The organism is Dactylosporangium sp. NPDC051541, assembly GCF_044454505.1.
Taxonomy (GTDB): Bacteria; Actinomycetota; Actinomycetes; order Mycobacteriales; family Micromonosporaceae; genus Dactylosporangium.
Map to the genome: position 1 here is coordinate 259,514 of NZ_JBITDU010000008.1, position 25,746 is coordinate 285,259.

Genomic DNA, 25,746 nt, shown 5'->3' on the forward strand with positions numbered 1-25,746 from the left:
TGAAGGGGAAGCAGGAGTGCTTACCCTCGCCACCGGCCCGTGGGTCGGATCACCGGAATGGTATGCGGTCGGACGGTCGGGATGACGGTCACTCGACGGATGGTGATCGTGGTGGTCATCTCGGCCTCCTTCAGATTCGCTTGCCGGTGCGGTTCGATGAAGACAACAGTACGTCCACAATCGCGGTCCGGCAATAGATTAATTCGGACGATTAGACTGGGGCGCATGTCGGTGCTGGAAACGGCGGAGCAGTATCGGTTCTTCGGTGCGGTGATGGCGCGGGGCAGTTCGCCGCTCTATGAGCGGCTGGCGCTCGCCGCGGCCGAGGACGGTGAGCTGCTGGCGTTGCTGGATGGGTTGCCGCCGGCGAAGCGGCAGCCGAATCTGTTGCTGGCCGCGGTCCGGCTGGTGACGGGGGGCACGCCGGGCGCCTATGCGGCGCTGCGGGCGACGGTGTTCGAGCGGTGGGACGAGCTCGCGGCGGTGATCTCGGCCCGGCGGACGCAGACCAACGAGCCGGGGCGGTGTGCCGGGTTCTATCCGGTGCTGGCCGCGCTGCCGCAGCCCCTCGCTTTGATCGAGGTCGGGGCGTCGGCCGGGCTGTGCCTGCTACCGGACCGGTACTCCTACGAGTACACCGGCACCGACCGCAGCGCCCGGGCCGGGGACGGTGCGCTGGTGCTGCGGTGCCGGGTGGACGGGCCCGCGCCGGCTCTGCCGCACCCGGTGCGTGTGGCCTGGCGGGCCGGGATCGACCTCAATCCGCTCGACGTCGGCGACGACGAGGACGTGCGGTGGCTGGAGGCGCTGATCTGGCCCGAGCAGGACGAGCGGCGGGCCCGGCTCCGGGCGGCGGTCACGCTGGCCCGCCGGGACCCGCCGCGCATCTACGCCGGGGATCTCAACGAGCGGCTCGACGAGGTCGTCGCGCTGGCGCCGGGCGCGGCGACCCTGGTGGTGATGCACACCGCGGTGCTGGACTATGTGCCGGAGCCGGGGCGCAGTGCGTTCGTCGAGCGAGTGCGGGGGCTGCGGGGGCACTGGGTGTCGCAGGAGATGGCGGCGGGTGCGGATGAGGCGGCTTATGTGGTCGCCCTGGACGAGCGGCCCGTGGCGGTCGCCGGCATGCACGGGGCCTGGCGGCGGCCGGTCTGAGGCGCTACAGGGCGATCCAGGTGGCGCGGGCGACGGCTAGAGGTGAGCCGGCTGGACTGTACACAGTGGACAGCGCGTAGGCCTTGCGGCCCTCGCCGCCCAGGTATTGGCCCATGACGACGCATGTGGAGCCGGGGGCGGCCAGGGCGTCGATCCAGACCGCCAGGCGGCCCAGGACGTAGGGGCGGCCCTCGGCGATGACCGACCAGCCGCCGGGGCAGTCGAGGGCGGCCCACATGGTGACCTCGTCGACGTCGGCCGGCACGAGCCAGGGTGTCGCGGTGCGGTCGCCGGAGACGGGGCCGGGGCGCAGGTCGAGGCCGTCGGTGCGGTCGGGGCCGCAGACGTAGCAGGTTGGGAACGGGTGGGCGGACAGGCCGGCGTATCGCTGCGTGGCCGCTTTGGCCTCGTCGAGCGACACTGGCAGTACCACATCCGGCCGTTGCTCTTGGGTCGGTCTTGCCTCGGCTATCAGGTCGGGGCCGTCGAAGCACGAGCCGCCGGCCAGGGTGAGGTCGGTCTCCAGGGGTGGCGGGCGGCGCAGGGTGACCTCGGCCGGGGCCAGGCCGAGAGTGACGGCGAGCAGGCCGGCGCTGTAGCCGCCGTTGCCGGAGCCGGGAGGGCCGTTGTAGCGCGCCGCGATCCGCATGCACCCGGTGTACCAGAAATCTCACTTGAACATTTTGTTGAAAACGTGGCATGCTCAACACATGGAAGAACTCCTGCAGAAGCCGGACCCGGCCGCACGGCGGGCCGAGCGCGTCTACGCGGCCCTGGCCCACCTCACCGCGCGGCACGCGAGCTCGCCCGAGCTGCGCGGCCGGCACGTGCACGCGTCGGTGGCCGCGCCGATCGAGGTGGTGCGGGTGGCCGCGGCGATGGCCGCCGGGTCGGTGCCGCCGGAGCCCGGCGAGCCCCCGCTGGACGACTCCGACCTCGTCGCGGCGCTGACGCTGCTGCCGGACGTGCGGGCCGAGCTCGACACGACGGAGCTGTACCTGCTCCGGCGGGCCCGGGCCGGGGGCATGACCTGGCAGGACATCGCGCTGAGCCTGGGGCTGGGCACACCCCAGGCGGCCCGGCAGCGCTTCGAGCGGCTGGAGGCCAGAGCCCTGTAGACCGCTAAGGAAAAACGGTGGGACGCTGCCGTGGTACCGGGTGCAGGCCGTGCTTCGCCTCATACATCTTCTTGTCCGCCTGGGCGATCAGGGCGTCCGCGTCCAGGCCGCCCGGTGCGGTCCAGGCCGTGCCGATGCTCGCGCGGACGTGCAGGACCGAGCCGCCGAGCTCGAGCGGGGCGGTCTCCAGGGCGGTGCCGAACACGGCCGCCAGTGCGAGGGCGTCCTCGGACCGCGGCACGTCGGCGCAGACGACCACGAACTCGTCGCCGCCGAGGCGCCCGACCACGGCCTCGTCGCCGACCGCGGCCCGCAGGACCCGGGCGACGTGGACCAGGACCCGGTCCCCGGCGGCGTGACCGTAGCGGTCGTTGACAAGCTTGAAGTCGTTCAGATCGACAAAGACGGCGGCGGTACCCCTCCGCGCCGACGCCAGCGCATCGCCCAGCACGGCCAGGGTCGCCGACCGGTTGCGGCAGCCGGTGAGGTCGTCGAGGGTGGCGCGGCGGCGCAGCTCCTCCCGCAGCCGCACGTCGTCGGTCACGTCGGCCAGGCAGATGACGGCTCCGGCGACGCGGCCGTCGGCGGTCGTCAGGGCGCGGGCCTTGGCGCTGGCCCGGCGCAGGCCGAGCTGCGGGTCGCGGTAGCCGTACTCGATGTCGGCGTCGACACCGTCGCGCAGGACGCCGCTCAGGGCCGCGTCGACGGCCGCCCGGTCGCCGGGGATGACGGTCGCCAGCTGCGCCTCGCCCAGCACCTCGCCGACGACGGTGCCGACCATGTGGCCGCCGCGGGCGTTCTGGTACACGACCGTGCGGTCGGCGTCGATCTGGATGACGCTCATCGGCAGCGCCTCGGTGAGCCGGCGCAGCAGCTGCTCGCTGGCCCGCAGCGCCTCCTCCGCGGCCATCTCGTCGGTGATGTCGAGCATCTCGGCCAGGACGCACGGGTCGGCGCCGTGCAGCAGGTTGTGGTTGGTGATCTCGAACCAGACCACGTGGCCGTCGCGGTGCAGGTGGCGCAGGCGGATGCGGCGGGCCTCTCCGGGCGGCACACCGAGGAGGTCCATCCAGGCGGCGATCGCGCGCTGGTGGTCGTCGGGGTGCACGAGCTCCAGGGAGCGGCGCCCGGCGAGCTCACCGGCGCTCCAGCCGAGCACGCGGTGGATCTGCGGGTCGGCCTCGATGACGACCGCGGCCTGATCCTTGCGCATGGTGACCAGGCGCGGCCGGATGTCCTCGTGCTCCAGGACGGTGACGCCGTCGAGGTCGGTGATGATGAGCACGATCACGCCGTACCGGTGGGTCACGTCGATCATGTGCATCCAGGCCGGCCGGTCCGCGGCCGACCGGGGCCGGAACCGGCAGGTGGCCCCGCCCTCGGCGAGCAGCCGGTGCCAGGCCTCGATGATCTCGGCGTGGTCCGCGGGCAGCGCCAGCCCGAGCGCCGAGGCCGGCCCGGCGATCGGCCGCAGCCCGGTGGCTCGCAGCTCCTCGGGCAGGTTAACGAACAGCCCGGTGGGCCCGACCGCGCCGATGAACGCGCCGGGGTGGTGCGCGATCGTCGCCTGGAGCACCGCGTCGCGGTCCGCGGGCTCGACCCTGGTGTCGGCCATGACCCGACATCGGCACGGCCCGGGCGGACTCAAGCCATCGGACTGTGCCGCCGGTCACGTCGGGCTCTGGGGCAGACTCCAGCGCGTGAGACGTGCGACGACGCTGCTGGTGGTGCTGGTGCTGGCCGCCGCCTGCCGGGACGGGTCCCGGCCGGTGCCTGAGCCCTCGATCGGGCTCACGCCGTTGACCGGGCCGGTGGTGCGGATCATGCCCCTCGGCGACTCGATCACCGAGGGGCGCACGGCGAACGGTGCCGGCGCCTACCGGGTCGCGCTGTGGAAGCGGCTCACCGCGGCCGGGGTGCGGGTCGACTTCGTCGGGTCGCTGCAGTACGGCCCGGACGACCTGCCGGACCGCGACCACGAGGGACACTCCGGGTATCGCATCGACGAGGACGACGCCCGCGCGACGGAGTGGGTGCGGGCGGCCGACCCGCGGATCGTGCTCATCCACCTCGGCACCAACGACGTGCTGCAGGACTACGACCTGCCCGGGGCGCCGCAGCGGATGGCCCGCCTGATCGACCACGTGCTGGCGGCCGCGCCCGGCGCCGACGTCTTCGTCGCGTCGCTGCTGCCGCTGAAGGACCGGGCGGACCAGACGCGGGCGAACACGTTCAACGCGGCGCTGCCCGGCGTCGTGCGCGACAAAGGCCCCCGGGTCCACTTCGTCGACATGAGCGCGGCCGGCATCACCCTCGACGACCTGCCCGACGGCATCCACCCGGCGGCGGCCGGGTTCACGAAGATGGCCGCGGTCTGGGCCCGCGCGCTCACGCCGATGCCCCGGGGCTGAGCTCCCCGGGGCATCGACATCATCTACCGCAGCCGCAGCCGGCGCGGTCGGACCAGGGCCACCCCGGCCACCAGCATCACCAGGCCGGCCAGCGCCAGGGGCCCCGCCGGGGCGCCGGTGACGGCCAGACCGGTCGGCGACGCCGCGCGCGGGGCGACGGTGACAGTCAGCTTCATCGCCCGCGGGTTGCCCGACGGTGCGACACCCTGCGCGACGAGCGTGTGCACACCGGCGGCGAGGCCGGCCGGCACCGTCACCGGCTTGCTGAAGTCGCCGTTACCGTCGGTGACGACCGTACCCAGCGTCAACGGCACCGAGTACAGCGTGATCGTCGCCGTCGAATGGGCGGCGAACCCGGTGCCGATCACCACGATCTGCTGACCGGGCGCGGCCGTGTTGATCCGCCCCTGGTCCGTGGTCAGGTTGAGCGGCGTGTCCGGCGGCGCCGACGGCACGACCGGGGCGGCCGGGGTGACCGGGTCGCTCGTCGCCGGTTCGGAGGCACCCGCGGCCGAGTTGGCCACGACCGACACGGTGTACTGCACGCCGGCCGTCGCCCCCAGCACGCAGCTGAGCGGGTCGGCGTCGGTGACCAGCGTCGTGCACGTGGCCGGTCCGGGCGAGGCGGTGACCGTGTACCCGGTGACCGCCGAGTCGTGCGGCGTGGCCGTCGTCCAGCTCACGTTGATCGACGACGTTCCGGGCGTGGCCGTCACCGGCGCCGGTGCGCTCGGCGGGGCCGGGCACACGACGGGCATCTGGTAGAAGACCTTCCGCAGGCTCCTCACGCCCCGGACGCCTTGCTGGCCCCGCACGCCTTGCTGGGCCTGCTGGCTCTGCTGGGCCTGCACGCCTTGCCGGGCCTGCTGGCTCTGCTGGCCCCGCACGCCTTGCCGGGCCTGCTGGCTCTGCTGGCTCTGCTGGGTCTCCGCCTGGGCGGTGGGGTCGGTGTACGTGTACCCGCTCGGGATCGACGTCGAGCCGGACCCGGTCGTCAGCGAGACCGTCACGGCGCCGGCGGCGTGCGCCGGGGTGACCGCGGTGACCTGGGTATCGCTGACGACAGTGACCGAGGTCGCCGGGTCGCCACCGAACGTCACGGCCGAGGTGCCGGTCAGGAACGCCCCGGTGATCGTCACCGCGGTACCACCGAGCGTGACCCCGGACGTCGGCGCGATCGACGACGCGATCGGCGGCAGGACGATCACCGGGATGCTCGGCAGGACCGGAATGCTTGGCAGGACCGGGATGCTCGGCAGGACGATCGGCGCTGTGTAGGTGAACGAACCGCCGCTCGCCGACGACACACACGCGCCGATCGCGACCCGGACGAGCACCGGCCCGGCCGTACCCGCGGGGGTGACCGCGGAGATCTGGGTCGGGCTGTCCACGGTGAACGACGTCGCGTCGGTGCCGTTGAACGTCACCGCGGTGGCGCCGGTGAACCCGGTGCCCGTGATCGTCACCGACGTGCCGCCGGTCGACGGCCCGGTGAGCGGGCTGATGGTGGTGACCACCGGCTGCCCGGTGACGCTGGCGAGCGCGGGTGCGACGCCGGGCGTGTGCGGGTGCGGCGCGGCCAGGACGGCGGCGAAGCCGGCCGCCAGGAGGCCGGCCAGCATGAGACTGGGCAGCGGCGACCCCCGCCGCCGAAACACCTTGATCAACGAAAATCCCCCGTATGTACGACCCTGACAGTGTGAGGCGACCGTACTCGTCCGTACTGTTGCTTACGCGCAAATATCCGAAAAATACGCATAAAAGGGACGAGACCCCAACGAACGCGCACCACCCAACCGCGCACCAAACCCCCGCACCGCGACCGCCGAGCGACGAGCGAACGTAAAGCACCGGGCAAGCAGACGCGCGCGACAAGCAAACGCACGGCGAGCAGACACGCAGCCAAACAGCCGCACAATGAGCGAACGCACGGTCAGCGAGCGCGCAGCAAGCAGACGCACGACGAGCGAACGCACGACGAGCAGATACACAGCCAAACAGCCGCACGGTCAGCGAGCGCACGCTCAGCGCGGTGAGCGAGCGCACGGTGGGCGGTGAGCGAGCGCACGGTCAGCGTGGTGAGCGAACGCGCAGTCAACCAAACGCACGGGTGAACAGATGCGCAGTGAGCGAACGCGCAGCCAACCAAACGCACGGGTGAACAGATGCGCAGTTAGCCAACGTGCGGCCGAGCAAACGTGCGGTGAGCAAATGCGCGATGAGCAAACGCGCAGCCGAGCCGCCGCCCAAGCAAGCAAGCAGACGAGGGGCAAGCAAACGTGCGGCAAACGGACGCGCGGGGGAACAGACTTGCGCGCTCGCGGGCGGGCATGGGGGCGGCGTCGTACGGGGATTCAGTGGCCGCAGACGGTGTTGAGGATTGTGTTCCAGTTGTCCGGGACCGTGTCGTCGCGCCAGGCTACGTGTTGGTCGGGGCGGATCAGTACCAGGCGGCGGCCCCAGCTGGCTCGGACCGCCGGGTCGTCCAGTTTCAGGTAGCTGATCGGTAGGCCGCTTGATTCGGCGGCCTCGACCAAGGACTTACCGTCGCCGCCGGCTGTCAGGTCGACCAAGGTCAGCTGCGGGCCCAGGCGGTCGAAGAGTTGGCTGCCGTCGGCCAAGCGGACGGCCGGAGGGCGGCCGCCCGGCCAGGTGCTGGGCGTGATCTCCGGGCCGTGCGGCGGGGGTGGGGTGCCGAGTTCGGGCCACACGATCGGGGAGGCGGCGTAGCGGCCGCTGTAGCCCAGGCCCAGGTCGTCGGTGAGGGCCGGTTCGCCGCGCAGGAAGCCGGCCAGGTAGTCCTGCGGCGCGCCCGCGGCCGACAGGCGGCCGAAACGGCGGCGGGTTTCCAAGGCGCGGGCCAGCAGTTCGCGGTCCATGAGGGCGTGCGGGCGGCGCTCGGCCTCGTAGCTGTCGAGCAAGGCCGGGCCGGCCCAGCCGTTGACCGCGGCGGCCAGTTTCCAGCCCAGGTTGACGGCGTCGCCGATGCCCGTGTCGGGGGCGTCGCCGGCCGGGCGGAAGCCGTGCGCGGCCTCACCGGCGAGGAAGATCGGGCCGCGACGGTACGCCCGGGCCACCGGCAACGTGTCGGCCCACTCCTGCACGCCCAGCACCTCCGCCGCCGAACCCAGCAGCTCAGGCAGATCGTCGGAGCCGCGCGGCAGATGGGCGGCCCACAGGTGGCGTTCGGGCCGCGACAGCAGCGTCGCGCCGCCTACGACCAGCGTGGACAGGCCCGGGCCGCGCGAGTGAAGAGCCAGATCCGAACTGCGGAAAGCGATCGCACGGTACTCCACGTGCGCCCCCGGCATCGCGTCGAACTCAATGCCCGCCAACCGCCGCACCGTGCTTTCGGCACCGTCGCAGCCGACGACATACCGCGCCCGGATCGTGCACCGGGAACCGTCGCTCGCGCACAAAGCCGTCACAATCGCACCGTCCACGCCGACCCGCGCACGAACACCATCCACGTCCGCCCGCACACCACCACCGTCCACGTCCGCCCGCACACCGGCACCGTCCACGCTGGCACGCACACCAGCGCCGGCACGCACACCAGCGCCGGCACGCACATCAGCGCCGTGCGCGTCCATGCGCACATCAGCACCGTTCACGCGGACACGCACATCAGCACCGTCCACGTCCGGGCGCACACCGGCACCGCCAGCATCCCCACGCACACCAGTGCCGGCCCGCACACCAGCGCCGTCAGCATCCGCCCGCGAACCGGTACCGGCCTGCGAATCGGTACCAGCTCGCGAACCGGTACCGGCCCGCGAATCGGTGCTGGCCCGTACGTCGATGCAGGTCCAGCCCTCCCGCAGGTCGACCAGCGGCGACGCCGCCAAAGCCATACGCAACTGCTGCCGCAGCCGGGACTCGGCGATCGGCTGGTGGTGTTCGGCGGGGGCGCTGCCGTCGTTGACCGTGGCGTACCGCTGCCGCAGTTGATTCACCGACGGCCGCTGCGCGATGAGCACCGGTGGGCGGTCGAGGCGCTGCCGCCACACCAGGTCGGTGGCCGCGTCGGCGTCGAGGCCGGCCGCGCGGATGCCCGCCGTGAGCCCCAAGCGCCGCAAAAGCTCCATGCTGCGACCGCCGAGGTGCGCGAGTCTGTCCGGTTCGGGGGCGCCGCCCGAGTCGAGGATCATGCTGGCGACGCCGTGGTGTGCCAGTTCGAGGGCGAGCACGGCCCCGGCCGTTCCCGCACCGACGATCAGCACGGGCGTCTGCAGTACCGTTGCCGCAACCACTCGCAGATTGTGCGACCTGCAAAGATCGTGCAGTACAGCCGTTCGGCCGACCGGTTCCGCTCCCATACTTTCGACCGGTACGCGCAAGAAGCCGGTTCCGTAGCCTGGAGCCGGTGAAGGCCTGGGACCGGACGGTGGACGCGGCGCTCGTGTGCGGCGGCGGTGTGCTGCTCGCGGGCACGGCGGTGGCACTCGGGGCCAGCTGGGGCGGGCTCTACTGGCTGCCGGGCCTGCTCGCCGGGGCCGCCGTCGTCGTGGCCGCGCTGTTCCGGCGCCGCCGGCCGTTCGGAGCGACCGTCATAGGGCTGATTTCGGGGGTACTGGCGGTGGCCGGGGCGCGCATCGGCGGGTTCCCGGTCGAGCCGCAGCCGGGCCTCGCCCTCGGCCTGGCCGTGCTGGTCGGTGGCGCGGTCCGGCGCCTGGACCCGAGACGCGCGGCGGTGCTGGCCGGCGCGGCCCTGATCGTGCTCGCGGCGGGCCCCCTGATCTCGGCCCGGGCCTCCTCCGGCGGCTCCACCGTCGTCGCCGTGGCCGACGTGCTCGTCTGGGTCGCCGGCGCGGGCGGCGGCCTGTGGCTGCGACTGCTCGCCCTCCACAGACAGGAGCTGGCTTCGGGGGTACGGCGGGAAGAGCGCCTCGCCCTCGCCCGTGAACTGCACGACGTCGTCGCCCATCACGTCACCGGCATCGTCGTGCAGGCGCAGGCGGCCCGGGTCGTGGCCCGGCGGCACCCGGAGCGCCTGGAGGAGTCGATCAACGGTATCGAGGCGGCCGGCTCCGAGGCCCTGACGGCGATGCGCAGGATCGTGGGCCTGCTGCGTGACACCGCCGACGCCGCACCGGCGAGCGGGGCGACCGAGCGGCTGGACGACCTCGTCCGGCGCTTCGAGTCCGGGCGGGCGCGGGCAGTACACCTGGAGCTTCCGGAGGCCACGACGACCTGGCCGCCCGAACTGACCAGTACGGTCTACCGGATCGTGCAGGAGTCCCTCACGAACGTCGCCCGGCACGCACCCCAGGCCGGCACCGTCAGCGTCCGCGTCACCCAGTCCGCCGCGGACGTGACCGTGGCCGTCACCGACGACGCCCGCCCGCCCCGCCACGCGTCCCCGGGCGGTTTCGGCCTGATCGGCATGCGCGAACGCGTCGAAGCGCTCGGCGGCCACCTGCACGCCGGCCCGCACACCCCGCACGGCTGGACGGTCGTCGCGAGGCTGCCCAAATGAACACCCAGGAGCCGAACGACATGCGCGAACGCGTCGAAGCGCTCAGCCGCCACCGGCACGCCGGCCCGCAGACTCCGCACGGCTGGACGGTCGTCGCGAGGCTGCCCAAATGAACACCCAGGAGCTGAACGACATGCGCGAACGCGTCGAAGCGCTCAGCCGCCACCGGCACGCCGGCCCGCACACCCCGCACGGCTGGACGGTCGTGGCGAGGCGGCCGCGATGACCATCCGGGTGCTGATCGCCGACGACCAGGCGATGGTCCGCGGCGGGCTGCGGCTGATCCTGGAGGACCAGGACGACATCGAGGTGGTGGCCGAGGCCGCCGACGGGGTCGAGGCGATCGAGGCGGCGCGGCGGCTGCGGCCCGACGTGTGCCTGGTCGACATCCGGATGCCGCGCCTGGACGGCCTGGAGGTGACCCGGGCCCTGGCCGGGCCGGCGGTGCCGGCCCCGCTGCGGGTGATCGTGGTGACGACGTTCGACCTGGACGAGTACGTCTATGCGGCCCTGTCCGGCGGCGCGGCCGGCTTCATCCTGAAGGACGCCGGGCCGGCGCTGCTGATCGAGGCGGTGCGGGCCGCGCACGCCGGCGACGCGCTGGTCTCCCCCACGATCACGGTCCGGCTGCTGCGGCACCTGAAACCGCCGCCCAGCAAGGTGCTGTCCGCGCACCGCCTGTCCGACCGCGAGACCGAGGTCGTCCGCCTGATCGCCCGCGGCCGCACGAACCAGGAGCTCGGCGCCGCCCTCTTCATCTCGATCAGCACCGTGAAGAGCCACGTGTCGACGATCCAGACGAAGCTGGGCCTGCGCAACCGCGTGGAGATCGCCGCGTGGGCCTGGGCGCACGGGGTCGCGTCCGACACCTGACGTTGCCAAGCCGCTCCCACGAGGCCTAGATTGCATACAATTTGGGCTGGCGGTGGGACGGAGTGAGCTGATGCGGATCGACATTGTCGAGGTGGGGCCGCGTGATGGGCTGCAGAACGAGGCGGCGATGGTACCCACCGACACGAAGATTGCGTTCATTCGTCGACTGGCGGCGGCGGGCGCCCGGCGGATCGAGGTCACCAGCTTCGTGCGGCCGGACCGGGTACCGCAGCTGGCCGACGCCGAGGATGTGCTCGCCGGCATCAAGGACCTGCAGGACGTCACCGTCAGCGCGCTGGTCTTCAACGAGCGGGGGCTGCAACGGGCCCGCGCGGCCGGGGTCGACGAGATCAACCTGGTACTGGTCGCCACCGACAGCTTCTCGCTGCGCAACCAGGGCGCACCGGTCGCCGCGGCCGTCGCCTCGTCACGCAAACTGGCCGCGCAGGCGCACGATCTCGGCATGCGCGTGACGCTGACCGTCGGCGCGGCGTGGGGCTGCCCGTTCGAGGGCGAGGTCGAGCCCGCGCAGGTGCTGCGGATCATCGAGGCGTTCTCCGGCGGTGCGGGCTTCGGCGGAGCCGGCTTGGGCGACGGCGCGAGCCTCCACGGCGCAGGTCTCCACGACGCAGGCCTCCGCGACGCAGGCCTCCGCGACGCGGGTCTCGGCGGCGCGAGCCTCGGCGACGCCGCGAGCCTCCGCCACGGCGCGAGCCTCCACGACGCAAGCCTCCGCGACGCGGGTCTCCACGGCGCGAGCCTCCGCGACGCAGGCCTCCGCGGCGCGAGTCTCGGCGGCGCGAGCCTCGGCGGGGGCGCGAGCGGCGGCGGGGGCGCGAGCGGCGGCGGTGGCGGGGGCTTCGGGGGCGTGGACGAGGTGTGCTTGGCCGACACGATCGGTGTCGGGACGCCGGGGCGGATCGCCGCGCTCATCGGGGCCGTGCGCGAGGTGACCGACCGGCCGATCCGTTGCCACTTCCACAACACGCGCAACAGCGGGTACGCCAACGCCTACGCCGCCATCGCCGCCGGGGCCGTGGCACTGGACGCGAGCGCGGGCGGCATCGGCGGGTGTCCGTTCGCGCCGCGGGCCACCGGCAACATCGCCACCGAGGACCTGGCGTGGGCGCTGCACCGGGACGGGTATGAGACCGGGCTGTCCGTCAAAGGGTTGATGGACGCCACCGCACTGGTGGAACGTACGCTCGGCAAGCAGGTACCCGCACAACTGGGTCGCACCGACCCGTTCCCACCGGAGGCGGCAAGCTGAACGCGGTCGAACACGCCTACGCGGCGCTGCGCCGGGGCATCCTGGACGGCACCTATCCCCCCGGCGCCCAGCTCGGCGAGGTCGAGCTGGCAGGCCACCTGGCCGTCTCCCGCACCCCCGTCCGCGAGGCGATCCGGCGCCTGCACTCCGAGGGCCTGATCGAGGTCTTCCCCAACCGCGGCGCCTACGTGCGCACCTGGACCCGGGCCCAGCTCGACGAGCTGTTCTCGGTCCGCGCCCTGCTCGAGGGCCACGCCGCCGGCCTGGCCGCCGACCACGCCACCGATGACCAGCGTGACGCGATGGCGAAGCTGTGCGACGAGATGGACGCGGCCGCCGCCACCGAGCCGGCCGACATCCAGGCGGTGGCCGCGCTCAATGACCGGTTTCACGCCCTGGTCCACGAAGCGTCGGCCAACTCCCTGCTGCCCGGCATGATCCGCACCCTGATCCAGGTCCCGGTCGTGGTCCGCACGTTCATCGGCTACTCGCCGTCGCGGCTGCGGATCAGCCTGCAGCAGCACCGCGAAATCCTGTCCGCCGTCCGCCGCCACGACGCCCCGTGGGCCGAGTCCGCGATGCGCACCCACATCCTCTCCGCCCGCCACGAACTGGACTCAGCGCTGGAGTAGCGAGCGACCGGCCCAGGACTTGACATAGTTGGTAACACGAACCATCCTAAGATGGTTGGTGATACGAACTACGTCTTTTGGAGGGCACTGTCATGCACGCCGCTGTCGTCACCTCGTTCGGCACCCCGCCCCGCTACCAGGAGCACCCCGAGCCCGTCGCCCGCGGCCGGGACGAGATGGTCGTCGACGTCCTCGCCGCCGCCCTGCACCCGCGGACCCGGTCACAGGCCGACGGCTCGCACTACACCAGCACCGGCGAGCTGCCGCTGATCCCCGGCATCGACGCGGTCGTCCGCGACCCGAAGGGCAAGATCCGCTACACCGTGCTCGACGACACGACCCTCGGCACCCTCGCCGACCGGACCGTCATCGAGGCCGACCGCAGCGTCGTGCTCCCCGACGGCATCGACCCGGTCCTGGTCGCGGCGGCGATGAACCCCGTGATGTCGTCGTGGGTGGCGTTGCAGCGGCGCACCGAGTTCCACCGGCGGCAGAAGGTCCTGATCCTCGGCGCGACCGGGAACGCCGGGCGGATGGCCATCCAGGTCGCCAAGCGGTTCGGCGCCGGGCAGGTCATCGCGGCCGGGCGGGACACGGCCCGGCTGGAGCGGCTGCGGGCCCTCGGCGCCGACGTCGTCTGCACGTTCGACGAGCTGACCCGGGCCGCCGACGTCGACGTGGTCATCGACTACGTGTGGGGCGAGCCGGCCGCGCGGGCCATGGTCGACATGCTCACCGCCCGGGCCGACCGCGCCGCCCAGCTCACCTGGATTCAGATCGGCTCGGTCGCCGGCCAGGACGCGCCGATCCCGTCGGCGGCGCTGCGCTCGGCGCGACTGCAGATCGTCGGCAGCGGCATCGGCTCCGTCCCCGGCCGGGACTTCCTGAAGGAGATGCCCAAGATGGTCGCGGCCGTCACCGCCGGCGGTTTCGACGTGCGGGCCCGGGCCGTGCCGCTGGCCGAGGTCGAGCAGGCGTGGACGGCCACAGCCAGCACCCCCGACCGCATTGTCTTTGTCCCTTAAACCGACTCCGGGCCCAGCATCGTCCGCAGGTGCTGCCGCAGCTGGCGGCGCTCGGCCGGTTGCAGCGCCGCGAGGGGCGGGGCCAGCAGCTCGACCAGGCGCGCGTAGGCCGGGACAGCGAGGGCCTCCCCCGCCGGCGTGATGAACACGTCGACGGCCCGGCCGTCCGTCGCGTTCGGCGCCCGGGTCAGCAGCCCCCGCTTCTCGGCCCGGTCGACCAGCCCGGTGATCGTGGACTTCTCCAGCCCGAGGTACTCGGCGAGCTCCGAGATCCGCATCCGCCGGTCCCGCAGGATGCCGAGCACCCGCAGCTGCGTGAGCGACAGGTCATACTCCGCGCCGACCCGGTTGAGGGCCGCCATGACGGCGAACGCGGTCTGCGCGAGTGCATCGATGAGTTCGTCGTCGTCCATGTTTCCCTTTGGAGTGACCATCAGCCGTGCCGCCGTCGAGATTCCCTGAACCGGAGCGTACGGCGTCCCGCACCACCGGACCCGCACCCCCACCCACGCTCCCCCGGGAACTCGAGCGGCGGCCTCATGAACCGACCGGCAATCAACGACGAATCGCAATCTTTTCTTTCGCCGCCGGCGCCACGACCCGTTACCACCGAATAGCGACCACGACGAACCGCGCAGCAAACCACGGACCCTGCCACCGATCGGGTAACCAAACAACGGTCGTAACCAAAGCTACTCCGGTATTTTCCCACCGGCCGAGCTCACATCGCGGTGCCCCTACGACCGAAGTAATGAGCGCCACATATGCCACACGAAATAGGTGGATGTACATGATCTCCGGGTCTGGGAGAATGGGGGCATGCGGGGGCAGATGAGCTTTTTCAACCAGAGCGAGACGGCGACAATGCGCGACCGGACCCGATCGCGGAAATACAGCCCGATGGTTGAGGAGTTCCGGCGCGTGCACAAAGAACAACGCGACTGGGGCCTCGAGCGGCGGCACGAGGCGAAACTCCGCCGGATCTATGGCGACAACGTGCCCGTGACCAAGGAGGAGTGGATTCAGGCCCGGGCTGCCCGGCTCGCGCCGGTTGCTGAGCCGCCGGAGCCGGTCGCTGAGCTGCCGGAGCCGGTCGTGGAAGTGTCGGAGCAGGTCGACGAGCCGGTGGCCGCACCCGATGTCGAGAACGTTCGTGACGTCCAGCCGGACGCCGTCGTCGTCGCCGAGCCGCGGCGGATAGTCCGCTTGGAGCGGCACCGCGATGTGAGCTCGGCCGATGGGAACTACCGGAGTAATTTTGGTTACGACCGATGGTTGTTTGCCCGATCGGTGGCCGGGGTTCGTGGTTTGCCGGCGGGTGCGTCGTGGTCGGCACTCGGTGGTGGCGGCGCGGGGGCGCCTGCGGCGACAAGGACAGAATTCGGTTCGTTGTTGGTTCCGTTCGAGCGCCTTTGGTGCGGCGGGATCTTCAGCTGCGAATAGTGATCACTTCGGCCACCGATCGGGCGGCCAGACTCGGCCGAGCTCACATCGCGGTGCCCCTCGAAGCGGTGCCCGTCGAAGCGGAACAGTTGCCCTGCTCCGGTAGGTGGCACCGCGGCGGCCGGGCCACCTACCGGAAAGGTGTTATGCGGTGTAGGCCTTGACCTCCAGGAGGCCTACCGAGTTGGTGCCGTTGGATTGCAGGAGTACTCGTAGGCGGGTCGTCGACACCGTGGTGAAGGTGACGGTGTTGTACGTGTTCGCATTGATCGAGTAGGCGGAGGCGCCGGGGACGTCGGCGTAGGTGGTGCCCGTCCAGTACTGGAGTTTCCAGGAGCTGGGGACGTCGATGCCCTGGTTGTCGTCGAAGAGGTACACCTGGGCCTTGTTCAGGGATTGGGCGCTTGACCACTGGAGTTCGGCCCACTGCTGGCCGCTGTTGGGCCAGGTGCCCCACCTCGGGTTCACGGTGTCGTTCGAGGAGGTCGGGTCGATGCCGTCGTTGATGGCGTTCACCGACTCCCACGACGAGGTGTAGGACGCGGACGGGGTCGCCTGGCCGGCCACGTTGACGCCGGAGGTCGGGGGTGGGGTGGTGGTGCCGCCGCCGATGGCCAGGTCGGCGCTGGCGAACGTGGTGAAGGACGGGTTGATGTCGGTCTCGCCCCCGCCGCCGTCGCACTTGCGGTCCGGGTTGAAGGCGAGGTAGGTGCCGGAGCCGCAGGCGATCGCGAACTCGGCGTCGCCGCCGACCACGATGTTGCCGGAGAGGTTGGCGCCGTTCTGGATCAGGGCGTTGTCCTTCACGATGGCGTTGCCGCCGACCGTGCCGCCGTTCACCCAGCCCAGGCCCTCGATGCGCGCGTTGCCGGTCACCGTGCCGGCGTAGACGGCGGCCTTCGGGCCCACGTAGGCGGTCGATGCGACGCTGGCGTTGCCCGCCACCCAGCCGCCGCCGTTGGCGTGCCAGTGGCCGCCGTTGGTCGCGGCCGGCTTCACGTAGCCGGGTTCGAAGCCGGACGGGGTGGCACCGGAGACCCGGAACTCGTAGGGGAAGCGGCGGGCCTTGTTGTAGCCGTCCAGGAACGCGTAGTGCGGCACCGCGTTGGGCGTGGCCGTGACGACCAGCCAGACGTCCTTCTCACCGGACTGCAGCTGGAAGTCGATCTGGCCGTCGGTGCCGACGACCAGGCTCGAGTACCGTGGCGTCCCGTTCTTCACCGCGACCAGGCCGAACGTCCAGCCGCTGGCGCCCGTCTCGCTGTGGCCCTTGAGGCGGAGCTTCACCAGCCCGCCGTCGGTCGCCGGGACCAGCTTGATCTTGTTGAAGCCGTAGTCGCTGGGGGCGACGCGGGAGTTGATGCGGAAATGGCCCAGGGAGGCGTCGACCGCTTCGACATTGCCGCCGTTGTAGGCGTTGTTGAGGAAGCCGGCGCCGTAGACGTTGTTGATGAACGGCATCAGCGTCGACTTATTGCCGAAGTCGTACGTCACGGTGCGGGTCGCGTACTCACCCACCCGGCGGTTGAGCTCGGCCTGGGTGATGCCCGTGATCCGGCGGTACACCTCGAGCGGATGTTCGTTGCTCTTCGCCTCGTTCCAGATGCGGTTGAACATCGCGAGGCCGTCGCGGTCCTTGATGTATTGGGCCAGCATCCAGTTGCCGTAATGGTGGCGGCTGGAACTGTAGTAGAGGTTCTCCGAGCGCAGCCAGCGGCTCAGGTCACCGGCGGCCGTCGTGGGCAGCGCCTGCATGGCCATGAACTCGGCGCTGGTCTCCCAGAACGTGCCCGCGCCGGCGTCGGTGAAACCGTATCCGGAGCGGCCCAGGAACGTGTAGTTCTGGAACACGTGCCCGAGCTCGTGGGCGAGACCCCACGATCCCGGCAGCGCCGCTTTCGGATCGATGTTGATGACGCCGACCTTGCCGTCGACGGAGCCACCCGTGGCCCACGCGTTGAGTTCGGTGCGGTTCCACGTGTTCGTGACAATGACGATGATTTTGTACTGTGCGAGCAGCCCCTGTTCGGGCGTGAACTGCATCTGGTTCACGTAGAAGGAGTACAGGTTCTCCAGCTGCGTGACGATGCTGTTCGGGTCGAAGTTGTAGGGCGACGGCGCCGACGTGGGCGTAGTGCCCGACTTCTCACCCCAGAGCAGGATGAAGTTGTTCGACTCCTTGGTGCGGTTCTGCGCCCACGGCACTTCGCCGGTCTGGGTCCAGCGGGCCGGGATGTAGACGGACTTCGTGGCGGCCGCGGCGGGCCGGGTCTGCAGGGCGACGAGGGCGCCGGCGATCACCAGGAGCGCGATCACCGGCGCCAGCCAGACCCGCCGACGTAGACGGGGGTGAATGGGGGTCATAAGCCACAACCTGGCCCGAAAACCTTTTCGGCGCAAGAACGGCCTGGGAGCACGCGGGAAGCAGGCCCCCAGGCCCGAAAATTACATCAGTAGGCGGCGGTGAACTCGGCGGTCGCGCCCTGGCCGGTCGCCCTGACCGTGACGGTGCCGGCCGGGATGGACGCGGCGCGGGTGTTGAACGACTGGTAGGCCGACTTCCCGGGGGCCACGCCGGTCACCGTCCGCGAGCCGTACGAGGTGATCAGCTCCAGGGTCAGGGGTACGTCGCTGTCGTTGCGGGCGTTCACGGACACGTACATCGTCGTGCCGATCTTCTGGGTCCGCGCGGTCACCTCCACCGCGAAGGTGGCGAGCTCGGCCCGGGCCGCGTTGGCCGCCGCCACCACGGTGTCCTGCTCGGCCGCGCTGAGCAGGGTGGACGCGAGGGCGGTGACCGCGTCCACGAACTGGCTGTGCGAGGCGAACGGCGCCTGGTCCCACAGCAGGTCCAGGAACGTCGGGCCGTCCGTGCCGGGCGACGTGACCCCGCTGACGGGGACGTCGTAGTTGGGCAGGCCGTCGTCGCGTTTGCGGTTGGGGACGCCGGAGTCGACGGAGCCGAAGACGATCGTCGGCTCGACCCGGCGGAAATAGGACGACGTGGCCTGGTTGTCGCTGATGTAGTACGGCCGCAGCGTGAACCCGCCGGCGGTGAACGTCCGGTCCCCGGCCGCCGTGACCGTGCCCGCCGTGACGGCCGCGCGGCTGTAGTCGCCGTCGCGCTTCAGGAACCTGTACAGCGTCAGGTCCCGGCTCGCGGCGCCGAGGATCTGCAGGAGCACCGGGCCCCAGAACAGGTTCTGCGACTCGGGCCGGTCGATGGCCCGCTCGACGTGGATGACGAACGGGATCCGCACGTCGACCACGTCGCCGGGGGTCCAGCTGCGGCTCAGCGTCACGTAGGTGCCGGGCCGGGCGTCGAGGTTCTGGACGACGCCGTTGACGGCGACCGTGAACCCGCGCCGGCACCAGCCGGGGACCCGCAGTTTCAGGTCGAGCGGGCCGGTGCCGTCGACGGTCAGCTTCGTGCGGTCCTCCCGCGGGTACGCGGTGGCCTGCGTGACCGTGAAGCCCCGCTCGGCCCACGTCAGCGTCGAGGGTGCGTAGAGGTTGACCCACAGTGCCGAGCCGTCGTCGGACTTGAGGTAGATGGTCTCCTGATACTTGGTGTGGTTCTCCAGGCCGGTGCCGCCGCAGCAGGTGCCGGTGTTGCCGTAGCTGCGCACCGTCCCGGCCGCGAGGGGCTGGAAGTAGGTCACCTGCGGGTCGCCGGTGGACGTGCTGTCGTTGCGCGAGCCCGGGATCATGTTGAGCAGGCCGCGCTCGTAGTAGTCCATGTACGCCGGGTCGTGCTCGTGCAGGAACAGGTTGCGGGCCAGCTTCATGACGTTGTAGGTGGTGCAGGTCTCGGCGCCGCTGGTCGCGACCGCGTTGGCGACGTTGTCGCGGTTCTGGAACAGCTCGAGGTTGTTGTTGGAGCCCGGGTAGTTGCCGCTGGTGCCGCCGTGGGCGAACATCCGGTGCGGCACGATCATGCCGTAGAAGTGCTTGGCCGCGGTGAAGTAGTCCTGGCCGCCGCCGTGCTCGAAGATGCGCAGGTAGCCGATGAACTGCGGCACGTGCGTGTTGGCGTGCAGGCGCTCGGCACGGCGGCGGCCGGGCCGGTTCTGCGGCGTGACGACGAGGATGTCGCGGTTCTCGACGCAGGCGCCGAACAGCGACTCGCGGTTGTCGAAGCACTTGGCGGTGTCCAGGTGCCTGGCGTCGCCGGTGAGCGCGGCGATCTCGGGGAAGACCTCGTTGGCGCCGCCGAACTCGCCGCCGATGTACAGGTCCCACATGTAGTTGAGGTCGGCGCGGGTCAGCGGGCCGGTGTAGCCGGGGTGGTTCTTGTCGCCGATGGTCAGCGCCAGGTGGGCCCAGTCGGCCATCTTCGTGACGACGTCGAGGGCCTGGGCGTTGCCGGTGTGGTAGTAGGCGTCCAGCAGCCCCCGCATGATCTTGTGCTGGGTGTACCAGGGCGCCCACGTGTTGGTGTCGGCGTTGCCGCCGTAGACCGCCCAGCGCGGCGGGCCGAGGCGCAGCACCGCGTCCTCCGGGATCGCGCCGAGGTAGCCGGGGTAGGTCGGGACCCAGTCGGCGGCGCCGGCGGTGGAGGCGGCCACGATGCCGGCGTCGCGGCCGTTGGGCGAGGCGTCCTTGAGCGCGGTCCCGTCCGTCTCGTCGAAGCGGTACCAGGCGATGTTCCCGCCGCCCGTGGAGCCGGCCGGCGAGTCGAGCAGGGTGAGCAGCTCGGTCTGGGTCAGGGCCCGGTCGAAGATGTGGAACTCGTCGACGGTAGCGTCGAGGAACGGGTCGCCGTACTGCGAGCGGCCGATCCACCGGTTGCCCGGGTTGCCGAGCCGGGACGGGTTGAGCGTCATGGCGGTGTTGGTGCCGACCGGCTGCGCGTTGACGTACATCGTGCCGGTGCCGCCGCTCAGGGTGACCGCGATGTGCACCCACTGGTTGACGGGCAGCGCGGCCGTGCCGTTGATCTGCTGCTCGCCGCCGGAGCCGCCGACGGTGATGGCGAAGCGCGGGACGTTGCCGGTCACGCCGGCCCGCGGGGTCAGGAACATGTTGATCGCGGTGCTCTGGCCGAAGTCGAACAGCCGGGTCCAGCTGCCCGTGGAGGCCAGGTTGAGCCAGGTCGCGATCGTGAAGTCGGTGAGCTGGTTGATCGCCTCCTGGGGCAGGGTGCAGTACTGCGCCTTGCTGGTGCCGTTGAGCTTGAGCGCGTTGCCGAACCGGCCCGGCACCCGGCCGATCGCGGGCGCCGGCTGCTCACCCCCGCCGCCGGGCGTGGTGCCCATCCGCGCGGTGATCGCGGTCTGGCACGCGGCCAACTCGTTGACCATCCAGTCGAGCTTGCTCTTGTAGACGGCCTCGCCCTGGTCGGCGTGGGCCTGGGCGAGGGCGGTCAGGTAGTGCCCGGCCCAGTGGCCGCTGAGCAGGCCGCCGTCCTCCCAGCCGCCGGGGACGTTGACGCCCGCCGGGTTGGTGCGCCCGGCCTGGTTGTTGAACAGCACGAGGAAGCGGCGCTCGTCGTAGGCGCGCAGGAACGCCTTGGTGCGGTCGCGCTTCTCCTGGAACAGCCCGCCGCCGAGCTTGACCTCGCTGAGCTGGAACGGGCGGACCGGGGCCGTGCCACCCGGGCCGGGCTGCGGGGGTACGGCCGCGAAGGCGGGGACGGCGGCGGTGACTTCGGGCGCCAGCGCGGCGGTGGCGGCGCCGAGGGCCGAGGCTTGCAGCAGGGTGCGACGCTTGATGGAGGTCATCAACTGTCCTTCGCGGAGAGGCGGCCTTCCTGGCGGGCCTGCTCGATCAGCCGGACGAAGCGGCGACGGCGCAGGCGCCAGGCGAGGATCGATGCGGCGACAACGAGTACGACGAGCAGCTGGGGCCAGGGGATGAGCCAGGAGCCGGCCGAGACGGTCACGGGCGGGCCGGCCCCGGTGATCGTGACCGTGGTCGTAACCCGGCCCAGCGCCCACACCCCGCCGACGGTCGCCCGGTCGCTGCGGGCGCCCTTGGGCAGCAGTTCGCCGCCGCCGGCGTCGTGGCCGCGGGAGTTGAACCACCCGGCGACCTCGGCCCGGCCGCGGGGCTCGACCCGCACGTTGCCGGAGTTGGTGGTCGTGTATCCGATGTGGACGGTGCCGGCGCGCAGCGGGTTCCAGGACCGCTCGTAGCGGACGGTGAGCTGCGTCGCGGTGACGGCCGGGGTCAGGGTGCCGGTGGCCCGCAGCATCACCCGGAAGCCGACCCGGCTGTCGACCGAGACGGTGCCGGAGGTGCTCAGGATCGACGCGGCGATGCCGGCCGGGTGGTCGCCGGGGGTGGCGTCACGCGGGACGGTGATGGTGAACGGCACCACCTTCGTCTCGTTCGGGCCCACGGTGACGCTCTTCTGCACCGCGATCCACGTGCCGCCGTCCTTCGACGGCTGGTCCGCGGGCAGCATGTTGAACCGGCCCTTGTCGGTGAGGTACCCGTCCGCCGCCGACAGTGCGAAGACGGCGGACGCCTTGCCGATGTTGCGCACGGCCAGGTGCTCGGTGACGACCTGACCCGGGTCGAGGCTCGGCTCGATCCAGCGCCGGCCGTCCGGGCCGCGCTCGCTCGCCGGCTGCACCGTCCACGTCGTGGTCGCCTCGGCGAACGCCGGCGCCGGCGCGGCGACGGGTATCAGGGGCGCGGCCAGGACCGCGGCGAGCACTGCCGCGGTCCGGCCGGGGATTCGGGACATCGCCTACTCGAACAGCGAGATGGTCAGGGTCGCGTGGTAGGAGCCGGCCGCGACGTCGGACGGGGTGCGCAGGTACAGGTCGGCGTTCACGTCGTACGAGCCGCCCGTGACCGCGGCCGAGTCGTACGTGGACACCAGCAGCTCCTGGTCCTTGAGGCCGACGTTGTTGCCGGGCTGGGTCGGGTCGTCGAGGACCGTGACGACCTCCTCGCCCGCGCTGACCTGGCCGGTGTCGCCGCCGTCGACCAGGCGCGGCTTCCAGCCGAAGTGGTCGGCGGTGATGGCGGGCTGACCGGCAGTACCCGTGAAATTGCTCGAAGTTCCCAGCACGGCCCAGCTCGCGCCGGCCGGGATCTCGTCGCCGGTGCGGGTGTCGGTGACGGTGACCGTCGGCAGGGTGCCGGTGAACTGCCGCACCAGGGGGGTGGAGCCGTTCTCGGACAGGCTGACCGCGTTGGCGGCGACGCTGAGCGCGAGGACGCCGGGCTGGTGGATCGTGGGGATGTCGACGGTCACCTGGACGTCGCTGGAGTCACCGGGATCGGCGGCGGCGACACCCGCGAAGGTCGCGCTGCCGGCGAACACGGCGGCCGCGGTGGCCAGATGGAGTCGAGCGCGTGCGTTCATGCTGCTCCTAACAGGAGAGGGCGCCGTAAGCGGCGGTGAAGGGGGTGGTGCCGGCAACGTTCACGGTCACGGTGCCGGCCGGGATGGACGCGGCCCGGGCCGGGAAGGACTGGTAGGCGTGTGCTCCGGGGGCGACGGCCGCGAAGGTGCGGCCGCCGTACGGGGTCTCGACGGCGATGTCCACCGCCGCGGCCTGGGTGTTGCGCGCCTGCACGGCCAGGTAGGCCCGGCCGGCGATGCACCGGGGCTGGGCCGTCACCTCGAGGGCGAACTCGTCGGCGAAGACCCGCCACTCGGTGATCGCGACCGCCGAGTAGGTCGTGCCGTTGCCGTTGGCGTTGACGGTCGCCCGCAGCTTCGACGTGACGACCGGGGTGAACGAGACGGTGTTGAACGCGGTCGTCGAGGTGCCGAAGGCGCTCGCCCCGGCCACGTCCAGCCAGCTCGCCCCGTCCCAGTACTGCAGCTTCCAGCCGTCGGGCTCGGCCACACCGTCGCCGGTGCCGCGGTCGGAGTCCTGCCAGAACTTCAGCTCCGCACCGGTGAGGCGGATCGGCCGGGCCCAGTCGTACTGGACCCACTGCGTCGCCGGCCGGGTGCCGGACCAGGTGCCCCAGATCTGGGCCTGGGCCGGGTTCGCCGGGTCGGCGTTGTCGTTGAGCGCGGTGACGCTGTTCCAGGACGCCGTGTAGGACGCGGTCGGGGTGCCGATCGGGCCGACGTTGCCGGACAGCGGCCCGGAGATGTCGGCCGGGATCGTCACCGCCTTCGCCGCCTCGACGTTGCCGGCGTTGTCGGTGGCCCGGAACGACACCGTGTGCTTGCTCGCGTCCGGCGCGGCTACGGGCCTGCTGTACATCGTCCAAACGCCGGTGTCCAGCATGTATTCGATCCGGGCGATGCCCGCGCCGGCATCGCCGGCCGTCACCGTGACCGTGCGCGCGTCGACGGTCGCGCTGCTGGCGGGTGCGGTCGCGTCGATGCGCACCGGCAGCGTGGTGGCCGCGGACGTGTTGCCGGCGCGGTCGGTCGCGGCGGCGGTCACGGTGTGCTGGCCGTCGCCGTTCACGGTGACGTCGGTGTACCGCACGGGCGAAGCGCTGACCGGCGCCGCGCCGTCCACGGTGGACTGGATGGTCATCCGGCCGCCGCGGTCGTCCACCGCGGCCGCGCGGACCCGGACCGCCGAACGGAACCAGCCGTTCGTCCCCGCGCTGCCGCTCGGGGTGAGGGTCAGCGCCGGGGCGGTCACGTCACCGGCGGTGTCCCCCGGCGAGACGACCGTGACCTGGGCCGTGACCTGACCGGCGGCGTAGCCGAGCACCGAGCCCTTGACGGTGACCGGGCCCGGCTCCGCCGCGGTGATCGGGTCCCAGTACACGGGGATCGGCAGTGTTTCGGACCCGAACGTCACCGGCAGCGTGCCCGGCAGCTCGGCCTCGCCGACCTCGACGGTGATCGCCGGAGCCGTGACCGACGCGGGCTGCGCGGCCAGGACCTTCCACTCCTCGACGGCGACGGCCGAGAAGGTGCTGCCGTTGGTGGAGGCGTCGAACGTGGCCCGCACCTGCGTGGTGGTGACCGGGTCGAACGTGGTGTTCTGCCAGCCGGCCGTCGACGTCGGGTAGCCGCTCGGATTCGGCACGTCCGCCCACTGCGCGGTGGCGAGGTTCCAGTACTGGATCTTCCACTTCGCGGGTGCGGCCACCCCGACGCCGCTGCCCTGCGGCTGGTCGTTCCAGAAGTCGATCTGCGAGCCGGCGATCCGCATCGGCTGGTCCCAGGTGTACTGCACCCACTGCTGCGCCGGGTTGCTCCCGGTCCAGGTGCCCCACATGTCCGGCGGGAGTGGGTTGGCCCGGACGAGCTCGTCGTTGAGGGCCTTCACCCAGTACTGCGTCGGCACCGGGTCGTTGGACACGGTGACCCTGGCCTCCTGGGCGATGTTGGCCCGCGGGCTCCGGTCGCGCTCCTTGACCGGGGTCGGCGTGACCAGCCGCATCCGTGGCGGCGACTGGGCGTCGTCCCACTCGACCTTGTCGATCGCGACCGAGCGCCGGAAGTGTCCCCCGCCGGCCGCGTCGGCCGTGTGGTACGTGATGTACCACTGGCCCCGGAACTGGATGATCCCCGGGTGGCTGGTCGTCGACGACACCGGCGCGAGGACCGTGCCGCGATACGTCCACGGCCCGGCCGGGGAGGCAGCGGTCGCATAGGCGATACAAGCGTGATAATTCGCGGGGGTACAGGCTGAGGCCGGACCGGCGTTGTTGCCCGCGTAGGCCAGGTAGTAGGCGGACCCGCGCTTGAAGATCCAGGGCGCCTCGAAGAAGCCGGTGAGCCCGCCGACCGTCGCCTGCGTGCCGACCGGCGTCTTCATGTCGGCCTGATACTCGAGCATGCGCAGCTGGCCGAACGTGCCCCACCAGACGTACACGTGCCCGTTCTCGACCAGGATCGTCGGGTCGATGTTCTGGATCGTGTTCGCCGTCGGCACCCGCTGCGAGATCAGCGGGCCCCCGAGGTAGTCCGTCCACGGCCCCGTCGGGCGGTCGGACACGGCCAGGCCGATGGCGAACTTGTCCGCGGCGGTGCTGGTGCGCTCGCTGACCGGCAGGTACCAGTAGTAGCGGCCGTCGGGGCCCTGGACGACCTGGCCGGCGTAGGCGCGCCCGGCGGTGGCCCAGCTGAACAGTGTCTCCGGGCGGGCCAGCGACGGGTAGTGCGTCCACTGTCCACTCTGGACGTCGGACGTCCTGAGGGCGCCCCACTCGTTCATCTGGAAGTCGTTGGTGGCCGGGCCGGCCTCGTCGTGGCCGGTGTAGATGTACAGGTCGTCGCCGGCGACGAGCGGGGCCGGGTCGGCCGTGTAGTAGCTGCCGTCGGCGAGGATCGGGTTGCCCTGGTGGGTGAAGGTGTATGACGTCGGGTCGGCGGCCGCGGCCGGGCTCGCCGGGCTGACCAGCAGCCCGGCCAGCACCAGCCCCGCCACCGCCGCGAGGCGCAGCTGTCGCACGGG

19 protein-coding genes and 2 pseudogenes are annotated in these 25,746 nt (G+C 71.6%); 10 read left to right on the plus strand and 11 right to left on the minus strand.

The window, feature by feature from the left end; genetic code table 11:
* The first annotated feature begins 225 nt into the window (after positions 1 to 225).
* Positions 226 to 1,155 (plus strand): DUF2332 domain-containing protein, encoded by a 930-nt coding sequence (locus ACIA8L_RS33000; RefSeq protein WP_395910537.1) that lies wholly within the window; start codon positions 226 to 228, stop codon positions 1,153 to 1,155.
* Positions 1,156 to 1,159: 4 nt separating this feature from the next.
* Here the strand turns inward: ACIA8L_RS33000 and ACIA8L_RS33005 are convergent, their stop codons facing one another.
* Positions 1,160 to 1,804 (minus strand): hypothetical protein, encoded by a 645-nt coding sequence (locus ACIA8L_RS33005; protein ID WP_395910539.1) that lies wholly within the window; start codon positions 1,802 to 1,804, stop codon positions 1,160 to 1,162.
* A 61-nt stretch (positions 1,805 to 1,865) separates the two neighbouring features.
* On the opposite strand from ACIA8L_RS33005, the gene ACIA8L_RS33010 reads away from it, so the two are divergent.
* The gene (locus ACIA8L_RS33010; protein ID WP_395910540.1) at positions 1,866 to 2,273 is read left to right on the plus strand and encodes a DNA-binding protein; all 408 of its coding nucleotides are present in this window, start codon (positions 1,866 to 1,868) and stop codon (positions 2,271 to 2,273) included.
* A 4-nt stretch (positions 2,274 to 2,277) separates the two neighbouring features.
* Here the strand turns inward: ACIA8L_RS33010 and ACIA8L_RS33015 are convergent, their stop codons facing one another.
* A complete protein-coding gene (locus ACIA8L_RS33015; RefSeq protein ID WP_395910542.1) occupies positions 2,278 to 3,888 on the minus strand; it encodes a diguanylate cyclase in 1,611 nt (536 codons plus the stop codon).
* An 85-nt stretch (positions 3,889 to 3,973) separates the two neighbouring features.
* Between ACIA8L_RS33015 and ACIA8L_RS33020 the strand changes: the two genes are divergently transcribed.
* Complete coding sequence (locus ACIA8L_RS33020; protein WP_395910544.1) at positions 3,974 to 4,684, plus strand: SGNH/GDSL hydrolase family protein; 711 nt, start codon at positions 3,974 to 3,976, stop codon at positions 4,682 to 4,684.
* A gap of 23 nt (positions 4,685 to 4,707) precedes the next feature.
* On the opposite strand, the gene ACIA8L_RS33025 is transcribed toward ACIA8L_RS33020, so the two are convergent.
* The 3 genes and pseudogenes from ACIA8L_RS33025 to ACIA8L_RS33035 all read right to left on the minus strand — a co-directional run.
* Positions 4,708 to 6,342 carry an IPT/TIG domain-containing protein gene (locus ACIA8L_RS33025; RefSeq protein ID WP_395910937.1) on the minus strand — a complete coding sequence of 545 codons (1,635 nt, stop codon included), beginning with the start codon at positions 6,340 to 6,342 and terminating at the stop codon, positions 4,708 to 4,710.
* Positions 6,343 to 7,038: 696 nt separating this feature from the next.
* Entirely contained in the window at positions 7,039 to 8,019 is a 981-nt protein-coding gene (locus ACIA8L_RS33030; RefSeq protein ID WP_395910939.1) for an FAD-dependent monooxygenase, read from the minus strand.
* 27 nt (positions 8,020 to 8,046) lie between these two features.
* Positions 8,047 to 9,003: pseudogene (locus tag ACIA8L_RS33035) on the minus strand (FAD-dependent monooxygenase); the annotation flags it as partial.
* Positions 9,004 to 9,050: 47 nt separating this feature from the next.
* Here ACIA8L_RS33035 and ACIA8L_RS33040 point away from each other — a divergent pair.
* From ACIA8L_RS33040 to ACIA8L_RS33065, 6 genes and pseudogenes are all read left to right on the plus strand, one after another.
* Positions 9,051 to 10,163: a sensor histidine kinase gene (locus ACIA8L_RS33040; RefSeq protein WP_395910546.1), complete on the plus strand. Its 1,113-nt coding sequence runs from the start codon at positions 9,051 to 9,053 to the stop codon at positions 10,161 to 10,163.
* Between the two features lie 222 nt (positions 10,164 to 10,385).
* Positions 10,386 to 11,036: a response regulator gene (locus ACIA8L_RS33045; protein WP_395910548.1), complete on the plus strand. Its 651-nt coding sequence runs from the start codon at positions 10,386 to 10,388 to the stop codon at positions 11,034 to 11,036.
* A gap of 70 nt (positions 11,037 to 11,106) precedes the next feature.
* Positions 11,107 to 12,306, plus strand: a complete 1,200-nt coding sequence (locus ACIA8L_RS33050; RefSeq protein ID WP_395910549.1) for a pentapeptide repeat-containing protein — start codon at positions 11,107 to 11,109, stop codon at positions 12,304 to 12,306.
* Positions 12,303 to 12,485 (plus strand): annotated as a pseudogene (locus tag ACIA8L_RS33055) (GntR family transcriptional regulator); the annotation flags it as partial. The gene ACIA8L_RS33050 and the pseudogene ACIA8L_RS33055, both read left to right, overlap by 4 nt.
* 9 nt (positions 12,486 to 12,494) lie before the next feature.
* Complete coding sequence (locus ACIA8L_RS33060) at positions 12,495 to 12,938, plus strand: GntR family transcriptional regulator (RefSeq protein ID WP_395910551.1); 444 nt, start codon at positions 12,495 to 12,497, stop codon at positions 12,936 to 12,938.
* 92 nt (positions 12,939 to 13,030) lie between these two features.
* Positions 13,031 to 13,963: a zinc-binding alcohol dehydrogenase family protein gene (locus tag ACIA8L_RS33065; RefSeq protein WP_395910552.1), complete on the plus strand. Its 933-nt coding sequence runs from the start codon at positions 13,031 to 13,033 to the stop codon at positions 13,961 to 13,963.
* Here ACIA8L_RS33065 and ACIA8L_RS33070 read toward each other — a convergent pair.
* A complete protein-coding gene (locus tag ACIA8L_RS33070) occupies positions 13,960 to 14,376 on the minus strand; it encodes a MarR family winged helix-turn-helix transcriptional regulator (protein WP_395910554.1) in 417 nt (138 codons plus the stop codon). The genes ACIA8L_RS33065 and ACIA8L_RS33070 overlap by 4 nt on opposite strands.
* A gap of 406 nt (positions 14,377 to 14,782) precedes the next feature.
* Between ACIA8L_RS33070 and ACIA8L_RS33075 the strand changes: the two genes are divergently transcribed.
* Positions 14,783 to 15,406: a hypothetical protein gene (locus tag ACIA8L_RS33075; RefSeq protein ID WP_395910555.1), complete on the plus strand. Its 624-nt coding sequence runs from the start codon at positions 14,783 to 14,785 to the stop codon at positions 15,404 to 15,406.
* Positions 15,407 to 15,550: 144 nt separating this feature from the next.
* Here ACIA8L_RS33075 and ACIA8L_RS33080 read toward each other — a convergent pair whose 3' ends face one another.
* The 5 genes from ACIA8L_RS33080 to ACIA8L_RS33100 form a co-directional block, all read right to left on the minus strand.
* Entirely contained in the window at positions 15,551 to 17,770 is a 2,220-nt protein-coding gene (locus ACIA8L_RS33080) for a DUF6055 domain-containing protein (RefSeq protein ID WP_395910557.1), read from the minus strand.
* 86 nt (positions 17,771 to 17,856) lie between these two features.
* Entirely contained in the window at positions 17,857 to 21,129 is a 3,273-nt protein-coding gene (locus tag ACIA8L_RS33085) for a beta-L-arabinofuranosidase domain-containing protein (protein ID WP_395910558.1), read from the minus strand.
* A complete protein-coding gene (locus ACIA8L_RS33090; protein WP_395910560.1) occupies positions 21,129 to 22,100 on the minus strand; it encodes a hypothetical protein in 972 nt (323 codons plus the stop codon). The genes ACIA8L_RS33085 and ACIA8L_RS33090 overlap by 1 nt, the downstream gene beginning before the upstream one ends.
* 3 nt (positions 22,101 to 22,103) lie before the next feature.
* Positions 22,104 to 22,727 (minus strand): hypothetical protein, encoded by a 624-nt coding sequence (locus ACIA8L_RS33095; protein WP_395910562.1) that lies wholly within the window; start codon positions 22,725 to 22,727, stop codon positions 22,104 to 22,106.
* 7 nt (positions 22,728 to 22,734) lie between these two features.
* Complete coding sequence (locus tag ACIA8L_RS33100; RefSeq protein WP_395910564.1) at positions 22,735 to 25,743, minus strand: family 43 glycosylhydrolase; 3,009 nt, start codon at positions 25,741 to 25,743, stop codon at positions 22,735 to 22,737.
* Positions 25,744 to 25,746 lie beyond the last annotated feature (3 nt).

Excerpts from the sequence above, each read along its gene's own strand:
- ACIA8L_RS33095 (WP_395910562.1), bottom strand. The coding sequence starts at position 22,727 with ATGAACGCACGCGCTCGACTCCATCTGGCCACCGCGGCCGCCGTGTTC.
- ACIA8L_RS33045 (WP_395910548.1), top strand. The coding sequence starts at position 10,386 with ATGACCATCCGGGTGCTGATCGCCGACGACCAGGCGATGGTCCGCGGC.
- ACIA8L_RS33015 (WP_395910542.1), bottom strand. The coding sequence starts at position 3,888 with ATGGCCGACACCAGGGTCGAGCCCGCGGACCGCGACGCGGTGCTCCAG.
- ACIA8L_RS33080 (WP_395910557.1), bottom strand. The coding sequence starts at position 17,770 with ATGACCCCCATTCACCCCCGTCTACGTCGGCGGGTCTGGCTGGCGCCG.
- ACIA8L_RS33005 (WP_395910539.1), bottom strand. The coding sequence starts at position 1,804 with ATGCGGATCGCGGCGCGCTACAACGGCCCTCCCGGCTCCGGCAACGGC.
- ACIA8L_RS33065 (WP_395910552.1), top strand. The coding sequence starts at position 13,031 with ATGCACGCCGCTGTCGTCACCTCGTTCGGCACCCCGCCCCGCTACCAG.
- ACIA8L_RS33085 (WP_395910558.1), bottom strand. The coding sequence starts at position 21,129 with ATGACCTCCATCAAGCGTCGCACCCTGCTGCAAGCCTCGGCCCTCGGC.
- ACIA8L_RS33075 (WP_395910555.1), top strand. The coding sequence starts at position 14,783 with ATGCGGGGGCAGATGAGCTTTTTCAACCAGAGCGAGACGGCGACAATG.
- ACIA8L_RS33000 (WP_395910537.1), top strand. The coding sequence starts at position 226 with ATGTCGGTGCTGGAAACGGCGGAGCAGTATCGGTTCTTCGGTGCGGTG.
- ACIA8L_RS33070 (WP_395910554.1), bottom strand. The coding sequence starts at position 14,376 with ATGGACGACGACGAACTCATCGATGCACTCGCGCAGACCGCGTTCGCC.
- ACIA8L_RS33090 (WP_395910560.1), bottom strand. The coding sequence starts at position 22,100 with ATGTCCCGAATCCCCGGCCGGACCGCGGCAGTGCTCGCCGCGGTCCTG.
- ACIA8L_RS33050 (WP_395910549.1), top strand. The coding sequence starts at position 11,107 with ATGCGGATCGACATTGTCGAGGTGGGGCCGCGTGATGGGCTGCAGAAC.
- ACIA8L_RS33010 (WP_395910540.1), top strand. The coding sequence starts at position 1,866 with ATGGAAGAACTCCTGCAGAAGCCGGACCCGGCCGCACGGCGGGCCGAG.